Source organism: Pseudomonas sp. RC3H12, from assembly GCF_018596375.1.
GTDB lineage: Bacteria > Pseudomonadota > Gammaproteobacteria > Pseudomonadales > Pseudomonadaceae > Aquipseudomonas.
On the sequence record NZ_CP075595.1, the window covers coordinates 5511931 to 5532656 of the forward strand.

The following is a 20726-nucleotide window of genomic DNA, read 5'->3' on the forward strand; positions in this document are numbered from 1 at the left end:
CCCACGCCGACCTCACACGGCAGGCGTGGGAGCGGGCTTGCCCCGCGATGGGTTCAGGATCAGTTGTTCGACGCCCCACGCACGGCGGTACGCGGCTGACGCCTGCTGCGCACAAACTGATAGGTCACCGCCAGGATCACAAACCAGATCGGCGTCACCACCAGCGCCGAGCGCGTATCGGCCTCCAGGCTCAGCAGCACCAGGATGCCGGCGAAGAACACCAGGCACACGTAGCACATGAAGCGCCCGCCGGGCATCTTGTAGGTGGATTGTTCATGCAACGCCGCACGTTGCTTGCGGTAGCTCAGGTACGACAGCAGGATCAGCGTCCAGACGAACATGAACAACACCGCCGACACCGTCGTCACCAGGGTGAAGGCTTCGATCACATTGGGTACCAGGTAGATCAGCACCGCGCCCAGCAGCAGGCAGGTGCAGGAGAAGTACAGGCCGTTGGCCGGCACCGCGCGGCGCGAGAGTTTCTCGAACGCCTTGGGTGCATCGCCCTCCTGGGCCAGGCCGAACAGCATGCGGCTGGTGGAGAACACGCCGCTGTTGGCCGACGAGGCCGCCGAGGTCAGTACCACGAAGTTGATGATGCTCGCCGCCGCCGGCAGGCCGGCCAGCACGAACAGCTCGACGAACGGGCTCTTGCCCGGCACCACGTCGCGCCATGGGGTCACGGCCATGATGGCAATCAGCGCCAGCACGTAGAACACGATGATGCGGATCGGGATCGAGTTGATCGCCCGCGGCAGGGTGCGCTCGGGGTTCTTCGCTTCGGCGGCGGTGGTGCCCACCAGCTCGATGCCGACGAAGGCGAAAACGGCGATCTGGAAGCCGGCGAAGAAGCCCAGCAGGCCATTGGGGAACATGCCGCCGTCATTCCACAGGTTGGTCAGGGTGGCGGTATGGCCTGACGGTGACTGGAAACCGGTGATGACCATGTACAGGCCGGTGGCGACCAGGCCCATGATGGCGATGATCTTGATCAGGGCGAACCAGAATTCCATCTCGCCGAACATCTTCACCGTCACCAGGTTCAGCGACAGCAGCAGGGCCACGCAGCTCAGCGCCGGTATCCACTGTGGCAGGTCGGGGAACCAGAATTGCGTGTAGGCAGCAATGGCGACCACGTCGGCGATGCCGGTGACCACCCAGCAGAACCAGTAGGTCCAGCCGGTGAAGTAGCCGGCCCAGGGGCCGAGCAGGTCGGCGGAGAAGTCGATGAACGACTTGTAGTTGAGGTTCGACAGCAGCAGCTCGCCCATGGCGCGCATGACGAAAAACAGCATGAAGCCGATGATCATGTAGACGAAGATGATCGACGGGCCGGCCAGGCTGATGGTCTTGCCCGAGCCCATGAACAGGCCGGTGCCGATGGCGCCGCCAATGGCGATGAGCTGGATGTGGCGGTTGGTCAGGTTGCGTTGCAGGTGCTGCTCTTCGGAGGGTGTCTGGGAGGTCCGGGTCATAGGCTGCATTCCATTGAGGGTCAGTCTTTTTGTGAGCGAAAGCCGAGTAGGCTATCACGTCGCGTTCCAATCGCGGGTGTGGCAGATCGGCACGATCTTGGCGGTACGGCGTGATGCTCGACATGACTGGAATCAATGGTTGTTGGTGCTGGCCTCATCGCGGGGCAAGTCGCATCGACGCACCGCGATGCGACTTGCCCCGCGATGCGGTTTCAGGCGTGGACCACCTTGCGTTGCCGCACCACCAGGCTATCCACCACCCACATCACCACCATGGACAACCCCACCAGTGGGAAGGCGATGCCCAGCACCAGCATCACCGCCACTGCTGTCTTCCAGCGCGGTAGGTCATGGCGCAGCGGCGGTACGCCGAGCCCACCGGCCGGCTTGCGCTTCCACCACATCACCAGCCCGCTTACCGAACCCAGCAGGATCATCAGGCATACCAGCAGGATGACGAGCTGGTTCAACGGCCCGAACATCTTCCCTTCGTGCAGCATCACCCCCAGCTCCGTGGCGCGGGCCACCGGGCTGTAGTCCTGCCAGCGCACGTCGGCCAATACTTGGCCGGTGTACTGGTCGACATGCAGGGTGGCGTCGTTGCGTGGATCGTCGGCGAACACGGCGATAGTGAACACGCCGTCGGCACCGGTCGGCAGGGTGATGCTGTAGCCCGGTTCGACCTTGCGCAGGGTGGCGACATCCTCGACCTGCTGCAGGCTGACCTGCGGCGCCGCCGGGGCGTGATCCATCATGTGATGCCCTGCATGCTCGGCATGGGCGCCGGACACCGGCATCGGCGTGTTCTCCATCGCCCACGGCACGGTCTGGCGGTGGGCGCTGTTGAGGTCGCGCGCTTCTTTATCGGACTTCGGCACGTCGTTCCACATGGCCGCCGGGAAGCGGTTCCACAGGTCGGCGTACTGCTTGCCCCACAGTCCGGTCCAGGTCATGCCGCTGAGCAGCATCAACAGCAGCAGGGCTGAACCCCAGAAGCCGGTAACGGCATGCAGGTCGCGCCACAGCAAGCGGCCGCGCGCGCTGAAACGTGGCCACAGCACGCCCGCGCTGCTGCGCCCGCGTGGCCACCAGAGATAGAGGCCGGACACAACCAGGACGATGCCCCAGCCGGCCGCCAGTTCCACCAGCCGGTCACCGACCGTGCCGACCATCAGTTCGCCATGCAGAGCGCGGGCGATGGCCTGCAGGTTCTGCTTGCCATCCTGCTCGCCCAGCACCTTGCCGCTGTACGGGTCGACGAAGACATTCATCTCGCGCCCGCCGTCATGCACCACGAACTGCGCGCTGCGCTCGGCGTTGATCGCTGGCAGGTACTGCCCCACCTGGCCTTGCGGATAAGCCTGGCGCACGTTGGCCAGCAGGGTGTCGGCGGCCTGCCGGTGATGACCGGCCTCGACCACCATCAGCTCGCGGTACATCAACGGATCGAGCTGCGGCTTGAACAGGTAGATGATCCCGGTGATCGCCAGCAGGATCATGAACGGCGCCACGAACAGCCCGGCATAGAAATGCCAGCGCCACGCAAGGTTGTAGAAGGAAACGTTTGGTTTGCTCATTAGAGCCTCCCGTAGACCTTAAGTGGGCGCGGTCAGGTCCCGCGCCCGTTTGTTGTTGTCAGAAGCTGAAGTCGACCTTGGTCCAGAAGGTCCTGCCTGGCTCGTTCACCGGCTGGGTACTGTTGGCCGGGTAGCCGAACCCGGCGTTCCCGGCCAGGTTCAGGTGCTCGGCGTAGGCCTTGTCGAACAGGTTGTCGACGCCCGCGCTGAGCTTGAGGTTGTTGTTCACCTTGTAGGCACCGTTGAGGGAAAACACGCCGAAGCCGGCGCTCTTGTCGTAGTCCTTGCCCACCACGTTGCCCTGGTTCTGGGCGATGCGGTTCTGCTCGGCCACCAGGCGCCACAGGGCGCCGACGCTCCAGGTGTCGCGGCTGTAGGTCAGGCCCAGGCGGCTTTCCAAGGGCGGCATTTGCGGTAGCGCCTTGCCATCACTGCTGTTCTTGCCCCAAGCGTAGGCTAGCGTGGCGTCGGCCTTCCAGTTCTCGCTCAGCTTGTAGGCCGCGCCCAGTTCGCCGCCCATGATGCGGGCGTCGATGTTCTGCGCCTGGGAGGTGAGGTTGCCCATCATGTTGCGTTGGTAGTCGAACAGGATGTAGTCGCGGATCTGGCCAACATAGCCCGATGCCCAGGCTTCCAGACGCTCGTCGCGATACTGGATGCCGAAGTCGAGCTGGGTGGTTTTCTCCGGCTTGATGCCGTCGAAGGCGTTCACCGAGCTGGCCGGGGCGCGCTTGGGCGAGAACAGCTCCCAGTAATCGGGGAAGCGCTGGGTGTGGCCGAGGCCGATGTAGGTGGTGGCGGGGATCGCCGCCAGGTCATGCTCATAGCGCACGAAACCGCTGGGCAGCGTGTCGGCGCGGGTGTCGCCCTCGGTGGCGCTGCCCTTGCGGAAGTCGCGGGCTGAGGCGCGGTCCAGGCGGGCGCCGGTGATCAGGCGGTCCTCGCCGGTCGCATACCAGGTGAGCTCGCCGAAGGCGCCGTAGTTGTGGAAGTCGGCATCCTTGGTCCAGGGCTGGCCCTTGTGCGCGTTGACCCCCATGCCGCCACGCTGGCGGTGCTCGTTGGTCTGCGCGTCGATGCCGCTGATCAGTTGCACGTCAGCCCAGCGCCAGGTGGCCTTGATCCGCGCACCCATGGTGCGGCGGTCGACGTTGCTGACCATGGGCATGCCCATCATGCCGCTGCCCGACGGGGTGCGCAGGGTGTAGTTGTCCATCACATGGTCGGCATAGTTGTAGTAGACCTGCGCCTCGACCTTGTCGAGCACCTCGCCGAGGTTGGCCTTCTCGAAGCGCAGCCCCAGGCTTTCACGCTTGAACTGCGAACCGTCCATGCCACGCCCGGCGGAGCGGGCCTCGCCGTCGCCCTTGCCGGCGGTCAGCTCGAGCAGGGTGTCGGCGTCCGGGGTCCAGCCGAGGCTGACATCGCCGTTCCACTTGTCCCAGCGCGAAGGCACGGTGTCGCCGTTGCCGTCTTCGAAGTCGTCCGAGTGCGACTGGTTGCCGACGAAGCGCACATAGCCGAGCTGGTTGCCGGCCGCAGCGTCTAGGACTTTGTCGAAGCGGCCGTTGGAGCCGGCCAGCACGCTGCCGTTGACCCGGCTGCCGAGCTCGCCGAATTTCTCCGGCTCACGCTCGAAGAGGATGGTGCCGGCCGAGCCGCCCGGCCCCCAGATCACGCTTTGCGGGCCCTTGATCACGGTGAGGCGGTCGTAGGTTTCCGGGGAGATGTACGAGGTCGGGGCGTCCATGCGGCCCGGGCAGGCGCCGAGCATCATGCCGCCGTTGGTGAGGATGTTCAGGCGCGAGCCGAACATGCCGCGCAGCACCGGGTCGCCATTGGTGCCGCCCGCGCGGATCACCGAGAAACCGGGGATAGTCTTGAGGTAGTCGCCGCCGTCGCTGGCCGGCACGGGCTGGCGCGGGTCCTTGGGGTTGGTGACCACGGTCAGCGGCGAGCTCGGGGCGATGGCGGTGATCACCGTCGGGCTCAGCTCGGCAGTGTCGTGGATGTGGCCTTCATGGCCGGTTTCGACGGCAAAGGCCAGTGGCGCGAGCAGCGAGCCGCACAGTACGGCGATGGTCCCACGCAGGGAAAGGGCAAAAACAGGGGTGCAGCCGGACATAATGATTCCAGTCGATCAGTCATGAGTCAGCGCGAAGCCTCCTGGCTTCGGGCGTTTATCGCGTTGTGTTCAGGCGACGATCGAACGGGGCGGCGCGCGGCTGCGGGCGCCGGGGAATACAGCTTTCCGGGCATGGCCCTGGCGCGTGGCATTGGTGAGGTGGACAGGGGGGATCTGGCTGCCCGCTGTCAGCGGGCTGAGGGTCTGGGGCAGGGCGGGGCAGTTGAACAGCAAGCTGCAGTAGCCGCACTTCTCCCACATGACATGCAGCTGGCCATCGTTGCCGTGGCCATGGTGCTCGTCGTGGGTCATGGGCATGCTCATCGACATGTCCATGGGCATGGCCATGCCGGCGTGGTGCTCCATCGGCATCGACTGGGAAACCAGCGGGCCGATGAAGATCATCCACATGGCGAACAGGCTCAGCCAGCCGCCACCGACGCGCCTGCGATCAGGGCGGGTGCTGCGGGCGGAGCTGTAGCGCGGCAGGCTCATGGCGAGCGCCTGTCAGTCGGTCAGTGCGTGTGTTCGTGCACTGCGGCCTGCTCGGCTGGCGGCTGCTTCTGCACCGCGACGTCGACCGTGACGTCACCGGCTTTCTCGAAGTGCAGGGTCAGCGGGAAGCGCTTGCCGTCGGTGAGCAGGCTGCGGTCCTTGGGCTGCATGATCATCACGTGGTAGGCGCTGGGGGCGAACACCACATCCTTGCCGGCCGGGACCAACACGCTGGGCACATGTTGCATCTTCATGGCGCCGGCGGCGCTCATCACATGCTCGTGCAACTGGGCGTCGTCGGTGACGGGGCTTTTCACCGAAAGCAGGCGGTCATCGGCCTTGCCGTTGTTGTGCACGACAAAGTAGGCGGCGACGTTGGGCGCGTTCGGCGGCAGCTCCAGCGACCAGGGGTGGGCGATGTGCAGGTCGCCGACGCTGTACTCGTGGGCGTTGGCGTAGGCGCCGGGCAGCAGCAGGGCGGCCAGGACGAGGGCTTGCTTGAGCATGGGTGAGTCTCCGGTCTGTTCAGGTTCTGAAGGACAGCGTAGTGAACTCAGACCAACGGAGAGGCACGGGGATTGAGCGCGGGCCAGAGCTGGCGCGGCGTGGGCTGGTAGTCGGCGAGGTGCGGCAGGTGCCCGGCGATCAGAAGCGGCGGGTTGTGCAACTGTGGCGGGTAGCTGGGCAAGGCCAGCAGTGGCGCTGCACCCAGGCAGCACCAGCAGTTCATCATGCTGGCGCTGTCGTCGCTTTGCTGCCCCAGGTCGATCTTGGCCAGGGCCTGGACATCGACCTTGGCCTTGTTGGCCATGCTGGAGCAGAAAGCCCCCCACAGCAGCTGTTCGGCCGGGCCCTTGGGCGCGGCAGAGGACAGCGGCATGGCCAGCAGGTTGAACAGCACTGCAAGGCAGGCTATCCAGGCAATGTGCCGACGTGGGGGCATGGAGAGATCCGGTCAGGAATCGTGATGGCTATTGTACGGCGGAGTATAGGTAAAAAAGCCGGGGTGCGGTGAAGTGCCGCACCTGGGGCCGCGCAGCAGCCCCAGGTGATATCAGGCCTTGCCGCGCCCCATCAGGCCGCGCACGGTTTCCTGCAGGTCAGCCGGCAGCACCACGACTTTCGAATTGTCGCTGGCCGCCAGGTTCTCCATCGCGCCAATGTAACGCTCACCCAGCAGGTACATGGCCGGTACGGTCTCGCTACCCACGGCTTCCTTGACCAGGGTAATCGCCCGCGCCGACGCTTCGGCCAGGTTCACCTGGGCCTCGGCATCCAGCTTGGCCGCCTGCAGGCGCGCTTCGGCCTCGAGAATCGCCGCCTGCTTGTTGCCCTCGGCGCGGGTCACGTCGGCTTTACGTTCACGCTCGGCGGCGGCCTGACGCTCCATGGCAGTCTGCATGCTCGGCGACGGCTTGATGTCCTGGATCTCCACCGAGCGCACGGTCACGCCCCAGTCTTCGGTCTGCTCGGACATCGCCTCGCGCAGGCGCGCCTTGATCTGCTCGCGGCTGGACAGCGCTTCGTCCAGGTCCATGGCGCCGACGATGGCGCGCAGCGAGGTCATGGTCAGGCTGGTGACGGCGAACGAGAAGTTCTGCACGCCGTAGGAGGCTTTCTGTGGGTCGACCACCTTGGCGAAGCACAGAGCGTTGGCGACGATCACCGCGTTGTCCTTGGTGATGATTTCCTGCTGCTGCACGTCGAGGATGATGTCCTTGGTCGGCAGGCGGTAGGCGACCACGTCCATGTACGGAATGACGATGTTCAGGCCGGGCTTGAGGGTGCTGTGGTAGCGGCCCAGGCGTTCGACGATCCATTCCTCGCCCTGGGGCACGATGCGCACGCCCTTGAACACGGTGATCAGGACGAATACAGCGAGAGTGGCGACGACGATGAGGCTGGTCATGCTTGCGAACTTCCTTTTAGTGCGGATTCAGGCCCGGGTGACCCGGGCGGTGTTGCCTTCGATGGCGGCCAGGCGCACGCGCGCGCCGGCGGGGATGTCGCTGTCGGCAACGCAGGTCCATTCCTCGTTGCCGAGGATCGGCTTCTGGAAGCGCACGCGGCCTTTCTGGAACTGCGACACGGCGCTGGTCAGCAGGCCGACTTCGCCGATCACGCTGTCGGCGGTCCAGCGCACGTCCGGCTTCTTGCGCCGAAACACCTTGAACCAGAGGGCGGTGGTGATCGATGAGAGCACCACCCACAGCAGGCCCTGCATATCGAGTTGCAGGCCGGGAGCAAGCAGCGAAATGAACGACACCAGCACGGCACCGATGCCGAACCAGAGAATGAAGAAGGTGGGGAGCACCAGTTCCAGCAGGATCAGGGCCACGCCGAAGACGAGCCAGATCCACCATTGCATTTCCATATGAGCAGGGCCTTCCAGGGGGATGGGGCAGAGTTTACGGCAGTGGAGAGGCAAATGGCCATTTGCGGAGAAGGTTGAAGCGTCTGAGATTCCGGTCGGGCCAAGGGGCCATCGAAGTCAGCGCGTAAGTGCCGATACCAGTTCAGTCACAGAGCTGAACAACCGATCGACCTCGGGAAGCTCTGGGCGTTTGAGAATCAACACCGGAGTACCTCGCTCTCTCGCCACCTCCAGCTTCGGCTCGGTGGCCGTGCTGCCACTGTTCTTGCTCACCAGCACGTCGATCCGTCGACGTTCGAACAGGGCACGCTCATCGTCGATGAGGAATGGTCCGCGCGCACCGATCACCTCACAGCGTTCATTGCCGGGACACGCTTCGAGGGCGCGCAGGGTCCAGAACTGGTGTGGGGGGATTTCGTCCAGATGTTGCAGGGGTTCGCGGCCAAGGGTGAACAAGGGGCGCTCGAACGGGGCCAGTGCCTCGATCAACCCGGCCCAGTCCTCGACTTCGCGCCAGTCATCGCCGGGCTGCGCCTGCCACGCCGGGCGGCGCAGGGCCCAGCAGGGAATGCCAGCGCTGCGTGCGGCGAGGGCGGCGTTGCGGCTGATCTGCGCGGCATAGGGATGGGTGGCGTCGATCAGCAGGTCGATGCCTTCGGCGCGCAGGTACTCGGCCAGGCCTTCGGCGCCGCCATAGCCGCCGACTCGCACCTGGCAGGTCAGGTCCTGAGGAATACGGCCGATGCCAGCGAGGCTGTAGACATGCTGCGGCCCCAACTGGCGAGCGATGGCCATGGCCTCGGTGACACCGCCAAGCAGCAGGATCCGCCCGTTCATGCCACGCCCGCCTTGCCGACGATGCCGCCCTGGCGATCGATGGCGAACACTTCGACCTGCACCTGGGCAGGCACCACGCTGCGGGTGAAGAGCAGGGCGTGACGGCAGACCTCGTCGCCCAGGGCGATACCGGCGGCATGGGCCAGGGCCAGCGCTTGCTGGCTGGTGTTGGCGCTGACGATGGCCTGTTGCAGGGTGGTATCGGCGCCAATGGCCGCCGCCCAGCCCGCCAGCTGCGGCAGGTCGATGCTCGAATGGCGGCTGTGCAGGTCCATGTGCCCGGCCGCCAGCTTGCTGATCTTGCCGAAGCCACCGCATAGCGTGAGGCGCGGCACCGGCACCTTGCGCAGGTGCTTGAGCACGGCGCCGACGAAGTCGCCCATCTCGATCAGGGCGATCTCCGGCAGGTTGTAGACCCGGCGCATGGTGTCTTCGCTGGCGTTGCCGGTGCAGGCGGCGATATGCGTGTAGCCGTTGGTGTGAGCGACGTCGATGCCCTGGTGGATCGAGGCGATGTAGGCCGAGCAGGAAAACGGCCGGACGATGCCGCTGGTACCGAGGATCGACAGCCCGCCGAGGATGCCCAGGCGCGGGTTCATGGTCTTCAGCGCCAGCGACTCGCCGTCCTGGACATTGACCGTGACTTCGAAACCGCCGCCATAGCCGCATTCGCTGGCCAACTGTTGCAGGTGGTCGCCGATCATCCTGCGCGGTACCGGGTTGATCGCCGGCTCGCCGACGCCCAGCACCAGGCCCGGGCGGGTCACGGTCCCTACGCCTTGCCCGGCGACAAAGCGAATGCCGGGCTCGGCCAGCAGGCGCACCTGGCTGTAGAGCAGGGCGCCATGGGTGACATCGGGGTCGTCGCCGGCATCTTTCAGGGTTCCGGCTTCGGCGGTCTCGCCGTTGAGATGGCAGAACTCCAGGCGCATCTCCACCACCTTGCCCTTGGGCAGGGTGATGTGCACCGCGTCGTTGTGCTGCCCGGTCAGCAGCAGGCGCGCCGCCGCCAGGCTGGTGGCGGTGGCGCAGCTGCCGGTGGTCAGGCCGCTGCGCAGGGGCGCGGGCTGTTCGCGGGTTTCTTCACGCATCGACGGGTTTCACCACGTCGAGCAAAGTGATCGGCAGGGCCTGGCGCCAGGTGTCGAAACTGCCCAGCGGCTGGGTGTGGGCGATATGGATACGGGTCAGCTCGCCGCCATGCTGGTCGCGAAATTGCCCCAGGGCGACCTCGCTTTGCAGCGTGACAGCGTTGGCAACCAGGCGTCCGCCCGGCAGCAGGCGCTCCCAGCACAGGTCGAGCACGCCCTCGCGGGTGACGCCGCCGCCGATGAAGATCGCGTCCGGACGTTCCAGCCCGGCCAACGCTTCGGGTGCCTTGTCGCGGATCAATTGCAGGCCGGGCACGCCGAGGGTGTCGCGGTTGTGTTCGATGAAGCCCTGACGGCCTTCGTCCGCCTCGATCGCAAGGGTGCGGCAGCTGGGGTGGGCGCGCATCCATTCGATGCCGATGGAGCCGCAACCGGCGCCTACGTCCCACAGCAGTTCGCCGGGTTGCGGTGCCAGGCGCGCCAGGGTAATCGCTCGCACGTCGCGCTTGGTCAGCTGGCCGTCGTGACGGAAGGCGCTGTCAGGCAGGCCGGCCACGCGAGGCAGGCGTGGGGTATCAGGCGAGGCTTGGCATTCGATGGCGACCAGGTTGAGCGGGGCGATGTCGGTATGTGGCCAATCGTCGGCGGTGCCGCTCAGCGTTCGTTCCTGTGAGCCGCCGAGCTGTTCGAACACCTGGAGACGGCTGGGGCCGAAGCCACGTTCGCGCAGCTGCGCGGCAATGGCCGCCGGGCTGCCTTCGTCGTTGCTCAGCACCAGCAGGCGCATGCCGCTGTACAGGTGGGCATTGAGCGCCGCCAGCGGGCGGGCGACCACCGAGACCACCTGCACGTCCTGCAGCGGCCAGCCCAGGCGGGCGGCGGCCAGGGCGCAGGAGGAGGGCATCGGCAGCACCTGCAGTTCCTCGGCGGGCAGCTGGCGCGCCAGGCTGGCGCCGACGCCGTAAAACATCGGGTCGCCGCTGGCCAATACGCATACCGGCTCACCGCGCAGGGCCAGGACCGGGGCCAGGGAGAAGGGGCTGGGCCAGTGCAGTTGCTCGGCGGTCACACAGCGGGGCAACAGGGCCAGCTGGCGCGGGGCACCGATGATTCGCGTGGCCGCTAGCAGGGCGCGCCGGGCCTGTTTGCCCAGGCCGCTGAAGCCGTCTTCGCCGATGCCTATTACTGTCAGCCAGGGGGCCATCTGTTCCTCATACCGTTTATTGATCGCGGGGCGTTCGACCACCGGTTTTTCATGCCGCCGGACAAAGCAGGCATAATACCGCGCCTTCTACACTGAAGCGCACTTTCACGATTGCCGGATGCCCCCTTGACGCCGCCCCTGCCCCCCGAAGTTTCGCCCCGTCCCTCGGCCTGCCCGGGGTTGTGGCGCATCGTCGCCGCGCGCGATGGTGGCATCTGCCGGATCAAGCTGCCCGGTGGCCTGCTGCTGGCCGACCAGGCCGATGCCGTGGCCGACGCCGCCGAGCGTTTTGCCGGAGGGGTGATCGAGGCGACCAATCGGGCCAATCTGCAGATTCGCGGCATCGGTGATGATCACCGGGGTCTGGTCGAGCATCTGCTGGCTGCCGGGCTCGGCCCGCGTGACGCGGCCGGTGATGATGTGCGCAACCTCCTGGTCAGCCCATTGGCTGGGCTCGATCCGGCGATGGTGTTCGACACCCGACCGTTGGCCGGGCAGATTCTCGACCTGCTGGAAAGTACACCCAGGCTCCACAAGCTGTCGGCCAAGTTCGCCATGCAACTCGATGGCGGCGAAGCGCTGGCGATGCTCGAGCACGCCCATGATCTGTGGCTGTCCGCGATGCAACGCGAAGGACGGATCTGGTTGCGGTTCGGGCTCGCCAGCAGCCTGTCGAATGGCCAGGCGCTGGGCGCGGTGCCGGTGGAGCAGGGGCTGGCGTTGGTGCGTGCAGTGCTGGAGCGCTTCCTCGACCTGGCGACGCCTGAGCAGTCGCGCATGCGTCAATTGCTGCAGGTGTGCCCGGTGGAGCACTTCCTTGAAGGGCTGCCCCTGAAAATCGACACCTCATTGCTGGTTTTGCAGCGCCCGGCAACGACAAGTGCCTGGCTTGGCGTGCTGCCCCAGCGCCAGGGCGTGGCCCTTGGCGTCGCGCCACCCCTTGGTCGCCTGACCCCGGCCATGCTGCGCGGCGCCGCCCATGTCGTCCGCCAATGGGGCGATGGCAGCTTGCGCCTGACGCCTTGGCAAAGCCTGGTACTGACCAACCTGAACCCGGCCCATGTGGAGCCTGCCCGCGAACACCTTGCAGCCCTGGGCCTGCTGTGTCACAGCGAGCACCCGCTGGCGCGGGTCGTCGCCTGCACTGGCTCCGGCGGCTGCGCCAAGGGCCAGGCCGACACCAAGGCCGATGCCGTGACCCTGGCCGGCTTGCTGCACCACGGCGCCCCAGGCAGCGTGCACCTGTCCGCCTGCCCACGTTCCTGCGCCATGGCCCACACGGCCCCGGCCACCCTGCTGGCCCGCGCCCCGGGCCGCTATGACCTTTACTTGCGCGATGCGCGCCAGCCGGGCTTCGGCAGGCTGCGCGGCGCCGACCTCACCCCAGAAGAAGCAGGCGCCATGCTCGACCTGCCGACGGAGCACCTTGATGATTGACTACATCCGCGATGGTCAGGAGATCTATCGCAATTCCTTCCGCATCATCCGCGAGGAAGCCCGGCTCGAGCGGATCCCCGCCGATCTTGAAAAGCTCGCCGTGCGCGTGATCCATGCCTGCGGCATGGTCGAGGCCATCGATGGCCTGCAGTTCTCCGAAGGCGCCGGCAGTGCCGGCCGCGAGGCCCTGGCCAAGGGCGCGCCGATCCTCTGCGACGCGCACATGGTCGCCGAAGGCATCACCCGCGCCCGTCTGCCGGCCAACAACCCGGTGATCTGCACCCTGCGGGACCCGAGCGTGCCGGACCTGGCCAAGGCCGAAGGCAACACCCGTTCCGCCGTGGCCCTGGAGCTGTGGCGCCCGCACCTGGAAGGCAGCGTGGTGGTGATCGGCAACGCGCCGACCGCGCTGTTCTACCTGCTGGAAATGCTCGATGCCGGCGCACCGAAGCCGGCGTTGATCCTCGGCTTCCCGGTTGGCTTCGTCGGCGCCGCCGAATCCAAGGCGATGCTCGCCGCCGACAGCCGCGGCGTGCCGTTCGTGATCATGCAGGGCCGCCTGGGCGGCAGCGCGATGGCCGCCGCGGCAGTCAACGCCCTGGCCACGGAGGTGGAATGATGCAGGCACGCGGACGACTGCTGGGCCTGGGCGTGGGCCCGGGCGACCCCGAACTGATCACGGTCAAGGCCTTGCGCCTGCTGCGCGAGGCGCCGGTGGTGGCGTACTTCGTCGCCAAGGGCAAGCGCGGCAACGCCTTCGGCATCATCGAAGCGCACCTGCAAGCCGAACAGACCCTGTTGCCGCTGGTGTACCCGGTGACCACCGAGGCGCTGCCGGCACCACTGTCCTATGAACAGGTGATCAGCGACTTCTACGACGAAGCCAGCGTGCAGGTGGCCGAACACCTGGATGCCGGCCGTGACGTGGCGGTGATCTGTGAGGGCGACCCGTTCTTCTACGGCTCCTACATGTATCTGCATGATCGCCTGGCCTCGCGCTATGAGGCCCAGGTGATCCCGGGCGTGTGCTCGATGCTCGGCGGCGCCTCGGTGCTCGGAGCGCCGCTGGTGTATCGCAACCAGACCCTCACCGTGCTTTCCGGCGTGTTGCCCCATGAGGAACTCAAGCGCCGTCTGGCCGATGCCGACGCCGCAGTGATCATGAAACTGGGACGCAACTTCCCCAAGGTGCGCCAGGTGCTCGCCGAACTGGGCATGGATAGCCGTGCGCTGTACGTGGAGCGGGCGACGATGGCCAACCAGAAGATCGTCGCGCTGGACGAGGTCGACCCACAGTCCTCGCCATACTTCTCGCTGATCATCGTGCCGGGTGAGAAATGGCAGGGATGAACAAGGCTCCGGCAATCGTCATTCTCGGCCCGGGCAGCCTGGCCACCGCGCGGCGTATCCAGGCCTGTTATCCACAGGCGCTGATCCATGGCCTGGAAGGGCGCGTGGAAGGGGCCGACGTATACTACGCAGCATTTGGCGACACCCTGCGTGCGCTGTACCAGCAGGACACGCCGATCATCGCCCTGTGCGCGGCGGGTATCGTCATTCGCACCCTGGCGCCGCTGTTGAGCGAAAAAGGCGTCGAGCCACCGGTACTGGTGGTGGCCGAGGACGGCAGCGCCGTGGTGCCGCTGCTCGGTGGCCTGGGTGGGGTCAATATCATGGCCCGAGAGATCGGTGAGGCGCTGGGTGTGAGCGCGGCGATCACCACCAGTGGCGAACTGCGCTTCGGCACCTGCCTGCTCAACCCGCCCGAGGGTTACGCGCTGGCGGACCTGGAGCAGGGCAAGCGCTTCGTCTCCGACCTGCTGGCGGGCGAGGCGGTGCGTGTCGAAGGTGACGCGCCATGGCTCGAACACGTCCAGCTGCCCGCCAGTGACGAGGCGCAGCGCACTATCCACGTGGGCAGCGCACTGCGTCCGGCCAGCCGTGACGAACTGCTGATCCATGCGCGTTGCGTGGTGGTGGCGGTCACGGCCGGTAGCGCCGACCTGGCGCACCAGGTACGCGAGGAACTGCTGCGGGCGAACATCGCCGAGCCCGCGCTGGCCTGCCTGCTGGCGAGCGAAGCCGAGATGGCGGAGCCGGCCCTGCACGAAGCTGCACGGGCACTGAATGTTGCCCTGCGCTTCGCCCCGGCTGCCGAAAGCCTGGAGCGAATGCTGGCTGATGCAGTGCCGCAAGCGCGTGTAGGTTCGTCGGCGGGGCTCGCCCACGGTGTTTGCGCAGCACCTGTCGACATCGACCGCGTTGGCCGTCGCCGTGGTCGCCTGGCCGTGATCGGCCTGGGCCCTGGTGCCGCCGAGCTGATGGTGCCGGCGGTCAAGGCGGAGCTGGCGCGTGCGCAGGATGTGCTGGGTTACGAAACCTACGTGCGCATGGCCGGCCCCTTCCGCGACGATCAGGTGCTGCACTGCACCGACAACCGCGAAGAGATGCAGCGTGCTCGGCATGCCTTCGAGCTGGCGGCGCAAGGGCGTTCGGTGGTGGTAGTGTCATCGGGCGATCCGGGCGTGTTCGCCATGGCCGCCGCGGTGCTCGAAGCGCTCCACGAATCCAGTGACCCGGCCTGGCAGCGCGTCGAGCTGGAGATCCTGCCTGGCGTCTCGGCCTCGCTGGCTACCGCCGCCCAGGCGGGGGCGCCACTGGGCCACGATTTTTGCGTGATGTCGCTGTCGGACAACCTCAAACCCTGGTCGATCATCGAGAAGCGCCTCGACCTGGCGGCCCAGGCGGATCTGGTGCTGGCGTTCTACAACCCGATCTCCAAGGCCCGCCCTCATCAGCTGGGTATGGCGCTGGAGGTGGTACGCCGCCATCGCGGTGCAGGCACCCCCGTGGTGCTGGGCCGTGATATCGGCCGGCCGGGGCAGACCCTGCGGGTGGTGACCTTGGGCGAGCTGCTGCCGGAGATGGTCGACATGCGCACCATGGTGCTGGTCGGCTCCTCGACCACCTGCACCTTCCCCCGTGCCGATGGCGGCCAGTGGGTGTACACGCCGCGCTGGTACCCCGCCAAGCCCTGAGCGCAGCCGGGGTCAGGGCAGCAGGTAACCCTTGATCCCGGTGAAGATGATCTGCGCCGCGAGGGCGCAGACGAACAGCCCCATCAGGCGGCTGACGATCTGCAGGCCCTGGTCGCCGAGGATCCGTTCGATACGGTGCGAGAGATACAGCACCAGGCCCACGGTGAAGCTGGCCAGGGCGATGCTGACGATGGCCAGCAGCTTGTCGTCCCAGTGCGGTTGGCCCACGCCCATCACCAGCAACGCACCGATGGTGCCGGGGCCGACGGTGAGTGGGATGGTCAGCGGCACGATGGTCACGTCCTGCTGCACGTTGTCGGTCTGCACCGCCGACTTGCCCTGGGCCATGCCCAGCGCCGAGATGAACAGCACCGAGCCTGCACCGATGCGGAAGGCGTCGGCGGTGATGCCGAATACCCCGAAGATCACCCGCCCGAACAGGTACAGCAGCACGCTGGCGACCAGCGTGGCAATGGCTACCCGCCAGGCCAGTTGCTTGCGTTCCTTGCTGGAGTGGCCGCGGGTCAGGCCGATGAAACATGAGAGCACGAAGAACGGGCTGTAGAGCACGAGCATTTTCAGGTAGACGCTGAACAACTCATGGAGCATGGCGCTGGGTCCGCGGCGGGAATGGGTGGCACCTGTATAGCACGGAACCTGTAGCAGCGGCTTCAGCCGCGATCACCCGCGAAGCGGGTGCCGGATTCTGAGGTGGCTGCCTCGCAGCTGAGGTAGCGCCTACAGGATCTGCGTGGTGTCGTCGGACACCGCCTGGCGCTGCCCCGCCCAGAACTGCACCAGCTCGCGCAACTGCGACAGCTCCACCGGCTTGGCCATGTGCCCGTCCATGCCGGCCAGGCGCGCGCGTTCCTTGTGCTCGTTGAGGATATGCGCGGTCAATGCCACCACCGGAGTGCGCGGACACTGGTTGGCGCTTTCCCAGGCGCGTAGCTGCTGGGTGGCGGAGAAACCATCGAGCACCGGCATCTCGCAGTCCATCAGCACCAGGTCGTAGTGCTTGGCCTTCATCGCCTGCAAGGCCTCTTCACCATTGCTGGCGGTATCGGGTTCGAGGTTGAGCTTGCCGAGCATGCCGCGGATGACCTTGGTCGAGATGCTGTTGTCCTCGGCCACCAGGATGCGGAAGTCGCCGGGAAGGTCCAACGGCACCGGGGTGCCGACCGGCAGCGGCGGCGCGGCCTGCTCGCGACCGCGCAGGGCGAGCTCCTCGGCCAGGGTGGTCTTGAGCGTGTAGCCGGCCACCGGCTTGGCGAGGATGCGCTTGACCCCGGCGTTGCGGGCGATGATCTTGCTCGGCGCATTGCTGATGCCGGTGAGCATGACCACCAGGATGTCGTGGTTCAGGCTCGGGTCTTCCTTGATCTTGGCCGCCAACTGCATGCCGGTCATGCCGGGCATGTTCTGGTCGAGCAGCACCGCGTCGAAATAATCGCGCAGGTGCGCCTTGGTGCGCAGCAAGGCCAGCGCCTCCTTGCCCGACGGCACCGCGCTGACGTTCATGCCCCAGGCGCTGCATTGCTGCACCAGCACCTTGCGGCAGGTGTCGTTGTCGTCCACCACCAGTACCCGGGCGTCGCGCAGCGGGCCGTCGAGGTCGGTGGGCGGCTGCTCCAGGCGCAGCGGGTCGAGCGGCAGGGTCAGCCACAGGGTGTTGCCCATGCTGGTGCTGGTCTTGATGCCGAACTCGCCCTGCATCAGGCCGATCAGTTGCTTGGCGATCACCAGGCCCAGGTGGCCACCGAGCTTGTTGCTGGAGAGGAAGTGGCGGCTGTGCAGCTCGGCCTGCAGCAAGGCGTCGCGCTCGGCCGGCGGCATGGGCTCGCCGCTGTCCTGCACGGCGATGCGCAGGCGCGGGCTGTCGCCACGCTGGTCGAGGGCCACCACCAGCAGGATCTCGCCCTGGGTGGTGTTCTTCAGGGCGTTGTCCAGCAGGCTCGACAAGGCCTGGCGCAGGCGCGTCGGGTCGCCGCTGACCACCCGCGGCACCTGTGGCTGGGTGAAGCTGATCAGCTCGATATTCTGCTGTTCGGCCTTGGCCCGGAAGATGTTCAGGCAGTCCTCGATCAGGGCATTGAGGTCGAACTGCACGTCGTCCAGCTCGATCTGCCGCGACTCGAGCTTGGAGATGTCGAGGATTTCGTTGATCAGGGTGAGCAGTTCGTTGCCGGCGCTGTGGATGGTCTGCACATAGTCGCGCTGCTTGACCGACAGCGGCGTGCCCAGCAGCAACTCGGTCATGCCCAGCACGCCGTTCATGGGGGTGCGGATCTCATGGCTGATCTTGGCCAGGAACTCGGCCTTGGCGTTGATCTCGGCATCGCTGGCGGCCAGGGCGCGGCTGGCGCGAAAGCGCTCCTCGCTGATCCGGCGCAGGCGCTCGCTGACTGCCAGGTTGAGCAGCAGGCCGCTGACCACGGTCAGCGCCATGAGGATGCACAGCAACCAGGGCGTGGAGGTGCGGGTGAGGCCCAGGAGGGCCGGCAACAGCACCAGGCCGCCGAGGTTGAACACCAGCATCGCCACGGCGAACAGGCGCGCCGGGCCGTAGCCTTTGTACCAGTGATAGCCGCTGACCAGCAGCATGCTCACGCTGCCCAAGGCGAGCAGGGCGTAGGTCATCAGGTTCAGCGGCAGGGTGTCGACGAACAGCAGCACCAGGCCGCTGACCGCGGCCACCACCATTTCCATGTGCAGCAGGCGATTGAGCCGCGCCGAACTGCAGGGGGAGAAGAAGTGCAGGGTGAAGTACAACCCGGCCAGGCCTGCCAGCACCAGCGTCAGGTAGGCCGCCGGGGTCTGCGCGCTGTGCCACAGGTGCCACCAGGGGCCACTGAGGTTGAGCAGGATCAGCGCGCTGAGCATCATCAGGCCGTGGTACAGCGCCAGTACCAGCGTGGTGCTGGAGCGTGTGTAGCCGAAGCGGATCAGGTTGTGCAGGATCAGCATCACCAGGCCACCGAACAACAGGCCGAACAGCAGCGACTGGCGCTGGTCGGCGGCGGCGTGGGCGGTGGTCTCGACAGTGATGGCCGGGCGCAGCTGGTGTTCGGAAACCAGCCGCAGGTAGATATCCAATGGTTGGTTGCTGTGCGGCAGTGGCAGCACGTGGTCCCTGCCGCGCAGGGTGGGGCTGAGGCCGTCGCCCTGCCGGCCATGGTGCAACTGGCGCAGCAGTTTGCCGCCTTCCAGGGCGTAGAGGTCCAGGCGTGACAGGTCGGGGGCGAAAATGCGTACCAGTTGTTCCTGGTCGCTCGGATCCAGGCGGTAGTGCAACCACAGGGCCTGGTCGGGGAGGGCGGCATCCAGTTCTTCGAGGGCCAATGGGCTGAACTGGTTGCGGTAGCGTTCGGAGCGCACGTCGGACAGCTGCAGGTTGGCCTGTTCATCGAGCAGCGCCGACCAGCCCGCGGCCTGTTCGGCGTGTGCCGGGAGCAGGCAGAGCAGGGTCAGCAGGCTGACGATCAGGGCTATGGCAATCCGAAGCCGACGCACGACGAAATCCCTTCTTAGCTAATGTGCCGGATAACCACTATGCGCGGCGCGCCAAGGCGAAGGCAAGGCCCCGGCGGGGCCTTGACGACGAGCCGAAGGCCGTGCGCCGGGAGCGGCACGACCGTTGGCTGCACTTTTACTGCTGCTCACCGCGCTCGCGGGCGATGGCCCGGTAGCCGATGTCGTTGCGGTAGAAGCTGGCGTCCCACTTGACCTGCTCGGCCAGGCGGTAGGCCTGCTGCTGGGCGGCCTCGACGGTGTCGCCCATGGCAGTGGCGCACAGTACGCGGCCACCGGCGGTGACCACCTGGCCGTCCTTCAGCGCGGTGCCGGCGTGGAACACCTTGCCTTGCAGCTTGGCGGCGGCGTCCAGGCCGCTGATCACGGCGCCCTTGGCGTAGTCGCCCGGGTAGCCACCGGCGGCCAGCACCACGCCCAGGCTCGGGCGCGGGTCCCATTGCGCTTCGACCTTGTCCAGGGCCTTGGCGAAGGCGGCTTCGATCAGCAGCACCAGGCTCGACTCCAGGCGCAGCATGACCGGCTGGGTTTCCGGGTCGCCGAAGCGGCAGTTGAACTCGATGACCTTGGGGTTGCCCGCCTTGTCGATCATCAGGCCGGCATACAGGAAGCCGGTGTAGACGTTGCCTTCCTCGGCCATGCCGCGCACGGTCGGCCAGATCACCTGGTCCATCACGCGCTGGTGCACGTCGGCAGTGACCACGGGGGCAGGGGAGTAGGCACCCATGCCGCCGGTGTTCGGGCCGGTATCCTGGTTGCCGACACGCTTGTGGTCCTGGCTGGTGGCCATTGGCAGCACGTTGTGGCCGTCGACCATGACGATGAAGCTGGCTTCCTCGCCGTCGAGGAACTCTTCGATCACCACGCGCGAACCGGCTTCACCGAAGGCGTTGCCGGCGAGCATGTCGCGCACGGCGTCTTCGGCTTCCTGTAGGGTCATGGCGACGATCACGCCTTTACCGGCGGCCAGGCCGTCGGCCTTGATCACGATCGGCGCGCCTTTCTCACGCAGGTAGGCCAGGGCCGGCTCGATCTCGGTGAAGTTCTGGTAGTCGGCAGTCGGGATCTTGTGGCGGGCCAGGAAGTCCTTGGTGAAGGCCTTGGAGCCTTCCAGCTGGGCCGCGCCCTTGGTCGGGCCGAAGCAGTCCAGGCCACGGCTGCGGAACAGGTCCACGACACCGATGACCAGCGGCGCTTCCGGGCCGACGATGGTCAGGTCGACGTTCTTCTCGGCGAAGTCGGCCAGTTGCTCCAGGGCAGTGACGTCGATGGCGACGTTCTCGCACTTGGCTTCGCTGGCGGTGCCGGCGTTACCCGGCGCCACGAAGATTTTCTCGACCCGTGGGTCCTGGGCGACTTTCCAGGCCAGGGCGTGTTCGCGACCGCCGCTGCCGATGATCAAAACTTTCATGTCAAAACCTCGAAATCTGTCGAACGAGAGGCAGCGCCCCTCGCTGTACGAGGTCGCAATGAAACAGGTAGATGCAAGGCGGGGACGGTTCCGATAAGCGCAGTTGCCTTATGGCAATGAGCATCAGCGGA

Annotated in this window: 18 protein-coding genes; 4 read left to right on the forward strand and 14 right to left on the reverse strand. The window is 66.5% G+C overall.

The window, feature by feature from the left end; genetic code table 11:
• Positions 1-59 precede the first annotated feature (59 nt).
• From cycA to cbiE, 11 genes are all read right to left on the reverse strand, one after another.
• A complete protein-coding gene (cycA, locus tag KHO27_RS25015; RefSeq protein ID WP_094012234.1) occupies positions 60-1475 on the reverse strand; it encodes a D-serine/D-alanine/glycine transporter in 1416 nt (471 codons plus the stop codon).
• A gap of 212 nt (positions 1476-1687) precedes the next feature.
• Entirely contained in the window at positions 1688-3052 is a 1365-nt protein-coding gene (locus tag KHO27_RS25020; RefSeq protein ID WP_214500933.1) for a PepSY-associated TM helix domain-containing protein, read from the reverse strand.
• A gap of 58 nt (positions 3053-3110) precedes the next feature.
• Entirely contained in the window at positions 3111-5177 is a 2067-nt protein-coding gene (locus KHO27_RS25025; protein ID WP_214500934.1) for a TonB-dependent copper receptor, read from the reverse strand.
• 69 nt (positions 5178-5246) lie between these two features.
• Entirely contained in the window at positions 5247-5672 is a 426-nt protein-coding gene (locus KHO27_RS25030; RefSeq protein WP_214500935.1) for a DUF2946 domain-containing protein, read from the reverse strand.
• 20 nt (positions 5673-5692) lie between these two features.
• Complete coding sequence (locus tag KHO27_RS25035; protein WP_102683976.1) at positions 5693-6178, reverse strand: copper chaperone PCu(A)C; 486 nt, start codon at positions 6176-6178, stop codon at positions 5693-5695.
• Positions 6179-6225: 47 nt separating this feature from the next.
• Positions 6226-6615 (reverse strand): DUF2946 domain-containing protein, encoded by a 390-nt coding sequence (locus KHO27_RS25040; protein WP_031315367.1) that lies wholly within the window; start codon positions 6613-6615, stop codon positions 6226-6228.
• Between the two features lie 111 nt (positions 6616-6726).
• On the reverse strand, positions 6727-7581 hold the full coding sequence (locus KHO27_RS25045; protein WP_023631114.1) for an SPFH domain-containing protein: 855 nt from the start codon (positions 7579-7581) through the stop codon (positions 6727-6729).
• Positions 7582-7608: 27 nt separating this feature from the next.
• A complete protein-coding gene (locus KHO27_RS25050) occupies positions 7609-8046 on the reverse strand; it encodes an NfeD family protein (RefSeq protein WP_110701776.1) in 438 nt (145 codons plus the stop codon).
• A gap of 117 nt (positions 8047-8163) precedes the next feature.
• Positions 8164-8883 (reverse strand): cobalt-precorrin-6A reductase, encoded by a 720-nt coding sequence (locus KHO27_RS25055; protein ID WP_111533301.1) that lies wholly within the window; start codon positions 8881-8883, stop codon positions 8164-8166.
• On the reverse strand, positions 8880-9974 hold the full coding sequence (locus tag KHO27_RS25060; protein ID WP_110701773.1) for a cobalt-precorrin-5B (C(1))-methyltransferase: 1095 nt from the start codon (positions 9972-9974) through the stop codon (positions 8880-8882). The genes KHO27_RS25055 and KHO27_RS25060 overlap by 4 nt, the downstream gene beginning before the upstream one ends.
• Positions 9967-11178: a precorrin-6y C5,15-methyltransferase (decarboxylating) subunit CbiE gene (cbiE, locus tag KHO27_RS25065; protein WP_214500936.1), complete on the reverse strand. Its 1212-nt coding sequence runs from the start codon at positions 11176-11178 to the stop codon at positions 9967-9969. Before cbiE ends, KHO27_RS25060 begins: the two co-directional genes overlap by 8 nt.
• 111 nt (positions 11179-11289) lie before the next feature.
• Between cbiE and cobG the strand changes: the two genes are divergently transcribed.
• The 4 genes from cobG to cobJ are packed head-to-tail and all read left to right on the forward strand — an operon-like array spanning position 11290 to position 15653.
• Positions 11290-12615, forward strand: coding sequence for a precorrin-3B synthase (gene cobG, locus KHO27_RS25070; RefSeq protein ID WP_214500937.1), 1326 nt, complete (start codon positions 11290-11292; stop codon positions 12613-12615).
• Entirely contained in the window at positions 12608-13234 is a 627-nt protein-coding gene (locus tag KHO27_RS25075) for a precorrin-8X methylmutase (RefSeq protein ID WP_046854044.1), read from the forward strand. The genes cobG and KHO27_RS25075 overlap by 8 nt, the downstream gene beginning before the upstream one ends.
• Positions 13231-13965 carry a precorrin-2 C(20)-methyltransferase gene (locus KHO27_RS25080; RefSeq protein ID WP_102683173.1) on the forward strand — a complete coding sequence of 245 codons (735 nt, stop codon included), beginning with the start codon at positions 13231-13233 and terminating at the stop codon, positions 13963-13965. The genes KHO27_RS25075 and KHO27_RS25080 overlap by 4 nt, the downstream gene beginning before the upstream one ends.
• Positions 13953-15653 carry a precorrin-3B C(17)-methyltransferase gene (gene cobJ, locus KHO27_RS25085; protein WP_214500938.1) on the forward strand — a complete coding sequence of 567 codons (1701 nt, stop codon included), beginning with the start codon at positions 13953-13955 and terminating at the stop codon, positions 15651-15653. The genes KHO27_RS25080 and cobJ overlap by 13 nt, the downstream gene beginning before the upstream one ends.
• 12 nt (positions 15654-15665) lie before the next feature.
• Here cobJ and tspR read toward each other — a convergent pair whose 3' ends face one another.
• The 3 genes from tspR to purD form a co-directional block, all read right to left on the reverse strand.
• On the reverse strand, positions 15666-16262 hold the full coding sequence (gene tspR / locus KHO27_RS25090; RefSeq protein WP_023633040.1) for a type III secretion system genes modulator TspR: 597 nt from the start codon (positions 16260-16262) through the stop codon (positions 15666-15668).
• 129 nt (positions 16263-16391) lie between these two features.
• Positions 16392-19166 (reverse strand): hybrid sensor histidine kinase/response regulator, encoded by a 2775-nt coding sequence (locus tag KHO27_RS25095; RefSeq protein ID WP_214500939.1) that lies wholly within the window; start codon positions 19164-19166, stop codon positions 16392-16394.
• 136 nt (positions 19167-19302) lie between these two features.
• On the reverse strand, positions 19303-20595 hold the full coding sequence (gene purD / locus KHO27_RS25100) for a phosphoribosylamine--glycine ligase (protein ID WP_046854049.1): 1293 nt from the start codon (positions 20593-20595) through the stop codon (positions 19303-19305).
• Between the last annotated feature and the right edge of the window lie 131 nt (positions 20596-20726).